This is a genomic window from Streptomyces carpinensis (assembly GCF_002154505.1).
Lineage (GTDB): Bacteria > Actinomycetota > Actinomycetes > Streptomycetales > Streptomycetaceae > Streptomyces > Streptomyces carpinensis.
This window is the reverse complement of the sequence record NZ_MUBM01000501.1, coordinates 1-4,614: the sequence shown is the minus strand read 5'-3', so window position 1 is coordinate 4,614 and position 4,614 is coordinate 1. Positions and strand designations below refer to the sequence as shown.

The window sequence follows — 4,614 nt, the reverse complement described above, 5'->3', positions numbered from 1 at the left end:
CTCGCCGCCTGGCGCCTCGATACCCACGGCAACCCGGTCGGCGCACCGCTGCGGTTCCGCTACGACCTGTCCGGCACCGTCGGCCACCGCGACGCCCAGGTCCGCCGCGCCCTCATCCGCCTGCTGCACGTCGCCCAGCGCCACAACCTGGCGATCGCCGTCGAAGACCTCGACTTCGCGGCGGAGAAGACCCGGGAGAAACACGGCCGCCGCAAGCGGTTCCGCAAACTGCTCTCCCACATGCCCGTGAGCAGACTGCGCGCCCGGCTCGTCAGCATGGCCGCGGAACTGGGCATCACCGTCGTGGCCGTCGACCCGGCCTACACCTCCCGGTGGGGCGCCCAGCACTGGCAGAAACCCCTCACCGGCAAGGCTCGTAAGACCACCCGCCACGACTCGGCAGCCGTGGCGGTCGGACGGCGCGCCCTCGGGCACCGTATCCGGCGACGGACGGCACCGCCCCCTGCCCACCAGAGCGATGGACAGGGGCATCGGACCGCCCAGGCCGGATACGGCACCGGGAGGCGCGAGGAAACCCGCCCCCTTATCCCCGGACCACGGACACGAGCCGCCGGGACCGGGCACGGAGCGAACGCGGGCGACCAGGGCACTCAACACCGTTCGGAGTACCCGGCTGAGCACGAGTCCCTCCAGGACTCACCCCCGCTCAGCTTCTAGAAACGGTAGAGGCCGGCCCGGAAGGTGAACGAGACGAGTTGCGCTCGATCACGTGCACCGACCTTCGTCATGGCCCGCACCGCATGCGTCTTCACGGTGAACGGCGACACGGACATCTGGGCCGCGATCTCGTCGTTGCCGAGACCGCTCGCGACGAGAACGACCACGTCCCGCTCCCTGGGTGTCAGAGCGTCGAAGCGTCGCAGCAGTTCCTGGTCGATCACCGGGGGCGGACTGTCGGTCATGTGACCGATGAGTGCGGCCGTCGCGGCGGCCGACAGCGCACCGCCACCGCCAACGACCTCGGTGATTCCGGCGACGAGTTCAGCGGGACTCACGGTCTTGCTCAGGAAACCGTTGGCGCCAGCGCGAAGAGCGGCGAGAACGATGTCGTCCTGGTCAAAAGTGGTCAGCACGATCACCCGCATCTTTTCGGGTGGGTGCTCTTTGCGGATCCGGCGGGTGGCTTCGACACCGTCGATACCTGGCATCCGGATGTCCATCAGGACCAGGTCGACGGGGTGGTCCCGGAGGAAGGGGACGACCTGGAGTCCATCGGAGAGATCACCCGCAACGACGAGACTGGGGTCGAGCCGGAGCATCGCTTTGATGCCGGCCCTTATCTCGTCCTGGTCGTCGACGATCAGAATCCGCGTCATCATACGGCGGCTCCCAGGGGGCTGAACTCCGCATGGACCCGGAATCGCCCGTCGTCACTGTCGATCGTCAGCCGCCCGCTGGAGGACTCGACGCGTTCGCGCATCCCCACGAGTCCGAGTCCGCTGCCCGAGCCGGAGCCGCGCAGTGAGTGACCGACACGGTTCTCCACGGTGACGCAGATCCTGCCGTCGCGCTCGCGCACATCCACCGTTGCCGCCCCCTCTCCATGCCGGTAGGCATTCGTGAGTGCTTCCTGAACGACCCGGTAGACCGTCACGCCGACGCTGGGCTCCACGAAACCGGTGGGGATGTCGATGGAGGGCCGGACCTCGAGGCCGATGCTCTCGAATGAGGCGACAAGGCCTTCCAGGCCGCTGAGCGCCGGGGTCGGCCGGAGCGCCTCGTCGTCGGAGATGTCGTCTCCGAGGCGGAGGAGCGCGAGGATCCGTTGCGTTTCGACGACGACGGTGCGGGCGCTGGACCTGGCTGAGACGAGGGCCTGCCGGGAGGACTCGGCGTCTTCGGGCAGCCCGATCTCCGCGGCACCGAGATGCATACTCAGCATCGCGACCTGGTGGCCGATGACGTCGTGGAGGTCCCGGGCGATGCGGAGTCGTTCCTCGGTAACCCGTCGGGTGGCTTCGATCTCTCGGGTGGCGATAGCACTTTCGGCCCGTTCCTCCAGGGTCCGCCAGTGCTCTCGATGGATGCGCAGCGCGGCCCCTGTCGCACCTCCTGCTATGGCTGAGAAGAGCGCGGCGGCTCCCACGATCGCGCCGCCACGGAATCCTCCCAGCGTCATGAACGCCCCCAGGAAGAACGCCGCCACGATGCCGGTTCCGGCCAGCGGCTGCTTCCCACTGAGGGTGACCGAGAACAGCACGAGCACCGCCATCATCCACACCGAGAGGGGGTCGTGGCCCACGGCCGTGACGGCGAAGGACGCCGCGCTCGCCACGACCAGTCCTGCCCACGGCCTCCACCACGAGAGGGCGACACCGCCACCGGCGAGGAGCACGGAGAGGGCCGTCGGCCAATCCGACCCTCGCAGGATCACTGCCACGATCTGGCCGGTGAACACCAGCGCGGCCACCGAATAGGCGACGAGGTGCAGCGACTCGGGGCGGCGGACCCACACGGGTGCCACGGGTCCGTCCTGATTGTTCTGCGCCTTGACCATGGCCTGATTCTCGTCCATGTGTGCTGCGGCCGTGTACTTCGAATGATGTAGACGGCGAGCCCGGGCCGGGCGATGGGGACGGCGGAACTCATTCGATTCCAAGTGGATGGCAGAACTACTTCGTTCGAAGTACACGGCCCCTCCCGAGGCCACTGAGACTCCTCATCGAGATGACCGTCTCACACCATCACGATCACGAAACGGGACACCCGATGACTCAGACCAGCGCGACTTCGAGCACGACCACCACCACGACGACGCTCTCCGGGCTCCGATCGCTCTACCTGATCCGAGTCGCCTTCTCCCTGATCTGGGTGGCACTCGTCGTCACGACCTCCGCCTCGCTCGTGTCGACGGACAGGCCCACAGTGATCGCGGCCGTGCTGCTCGTCATCTACCCCCTATGGGACGTCATCGCCACACTCCTCGAGCGTCGCATGTCTGGCACCGGCTCCACGGACCGCGTCGGGACCACCAACATGGCTCTCGGCCTCGCCACCGCCGCCGGGATGATCAACGCGGTCTTCTCCACCATCGGGACGGCCCTGCTCGTGTTCGGCATCTGGGCCCTCCTTTCCGGAGCGATCCAGCTCGTCGTGGCGATCCGGCGCCGACGCACCGTCGGTGCCCAGTGGCCCATGGTCATCAGCGGCGGACTGTCCGTCCTCGCCGGTGCCTCCTTCGCTGCCATGTCCGCCTCGGCGACGAGCAGCCTGTCCACCGTCGCCGGATACTCGGCCTTCGGTGCCTTCTGGTTCCTCGTCTCCGCCACCGCCCTGAGCATCCGCAGCCGACGCGAAAAGCGTTGACCACCGCCGTCGGAGCCACGGGGTCGGAGCCAATTTGCAGGTAGGTGATGCGCGGCTCGGACCAAGCTGCGGGCGGGTGGGCGAAGTCGACCGGTCGTTGCGCGAAGCGCACCGTCTGGCCGTTGCGGTACACCGGCCGCCACACCGGGTTCCCCCGGTCCCGCCCAGCGGTGACCGACTGCCACATCGGGTTGCCCGATGTCGGCCCGAACAGAAGTCCGCCGCCGGTGTGCGAGACGGCCTCCGCCCCCGTCCGTCGAAAGCCTTCTCCATGGCGTACGAGCCGAGGCTCTCCCCGTACACGAACAACCGCGGACGGGTCGCCGCCGGGACGTTTGCCCACTTGGCGTGGACCGCGTTGATCAGCGCCGCTCTCGCGTCGGCTGTTTCGTCCTCGGTCAGGTACGACACCCAACTGGGCAGGTAGGAGTACTGCATCGCGACCAGCGCGCTGTCACCGGCGTACATGTATTCCAGCGGCTCAGCCGCCCGCTCGTTCACCCAGCCGGTGCGGTCGTACTCATTCCACCAGTACCTTGCGGGAGAACCCTTCGGTGCGTTCCAGGCGCCCCGCGGGTCGGCCGGCCGCGGCGGACCGCGGCAGCGGACGGTCGCGCAACGCCGACCGTGCTGCCTCGGCCGCTCGGCTGCTTTCGCCCCCTACTCTCGGGCGCTGTGACGCTGGCAGACGGAAGATACGGGCTGGGGCCGTCGAACGGCCGCTTGTTGATCAAGACTGGTCGCGCCGGGCTGGGCCGCAAGGCGGGGCACGACCTGACGATCGAGGTAACCCGGTGGTCCGGCGAGGCGGTGATTGCCGCAGGCGACCCCGGCAGGTCGTGGGTGAATGTGACCGTCGAGGCGGGCTCGCTGGAAGTCCGGGAGGGAACGGGTGGGTTGAAGCCGCTCACCGATACCGACCGGGCCGAGATCAAACGGACCCTTGAGGACAGGGCCCTGCTGGATGCCGCAGAGCACCCCGTGATCACCTTCCGTTCCACTGGCATCGCGGGGACTGCGCAGTCCTTCGAGATCACCGGGGAGCTCACCATCAAGGACCGCACCCACCCTGTGACGGTGCATGGGAAGGGCAACGGCGACGGACTGGTCCGCGGCTGGGCGACCGTCACGCAGTCCACCTGGGGAATCAAGCCCTACACCGCGTTCCTGGGCGCACTGCGGCTGGCCGATGATGTCCGGGTGGAATTCGATGTGGCCCGGCTCGAACCGGCAAATGAACCTGGCTACTGAGGTCCCACCGTCTGACTCGGTCCTCGCCGGCTGCCG

5 protein-coding genes and 2 pseudogenes are annotated in these 4,614 nt (G+C 68.1%); 3 read left to right on the top strand and 4 right to left on the bottom strand.

Annotation, left to right across the window (positions count from 1 at the left end; translation table 11 throughout):
• Window positions 1–678 (top strand): IS200/IS605 family accessory protein TnpB-related protein (locus tag BZY54_RS44850; RefSeq protein ID WP_143668296.1); only part of this gene is annotated, 678 nt, incomplete at its 5' end.
• On the opposite strand, the gene BZY54_RS44845 is transcribed toward BZY54_RS44850, so the two are convergent.
• Both BZY54_RS44845 and BZY54_RS44840 read right to left on the bottom strand, forming a co-directional pair.
• On the bottom strand, window positions 675–1,337 hold the full coding sequence (locus BZY54_RS44845) for a response regulator transcription factor (RefSeq protein ID WP_086731112.1): 663 nt from the start codon (window positions 1,335–1,337) through the stop codon (window positions 675–677). The genes BZY54_RS44850 and BZY54_RS44845 overlap by 4 nt on opposite strands.
• Window positions 1,337–2,536, bottom strand: coding sequence for a sensor histidine kinase (locus BZY54_RS44840; protein ID WP_244217645.1), 1,200 nt, complete (start codon window positions 2,534–2,536; stop codon window positions 1,337–1,339). Before BZY54_RS44840 ends, BZY54_RS44845 begins: the two co-directional genes overlap by 1 nt.
• 194 nt (window positions 2,537–2,730) lie before the next feature.
• Here BZY54_RS44840 and BZY54_RS44835 point away from each other — a divergent pair, with 194 nt between their 5' ends.
• The gene (locus BZY54_RS44835; protein WP_086731109.1) at window positions 2,731–3,327 is read left to right on the top strand and encodes a DUF308 domain-containing protein; all 597 of its coding nucleotides are present in this window, start codon (window positions 2,731–2,733) and stop codon (window positions 3,325–3,327) included.
• Between the two features lie 25 nt (window positions 3,328–3,352).
• Here the strand turns inward: BZY54_RS44835 and BZY54_RS55740 are convergent.
• Window positions 3,353–3,670, bottom strand: a pseudogene (locus BZY54_RS55740) (alpha/beta-hydrolase family protein); the annotation flags it as partial.
• A pseudogene (locus tag BZY54_RS55735) lies at window positions 3,589–3,828 on the bottom strand (alpha/beta-hydrolase family protein); the annotation flags it as partial. The pseudogenes BZY54_RS55740 and BZY54_RS55735, both read right to left, overlap by 82 nt.
• A gap of 174 nt (window positions 3,829–4,002) precedes the next feature.
• On the opposite strand from BZY54_RS55735, the gene BZY54_RS44820 reads away from it, so the two are divergent.
• Window positions 4,003–4,578 carry a YceI family protein gene (locus BZY54_RS44820; protein ID WP_086731110.1) on the top strand — a complete coding sequence of 192 codons (576 nt, stop codon included), beginning with the start codon at window positions 4,003–4,005 and terminating at the stop codon, window positions 4,576–4,578.
• Window positions 4,579–4,614: the final 36 nt, after the last annotated feature.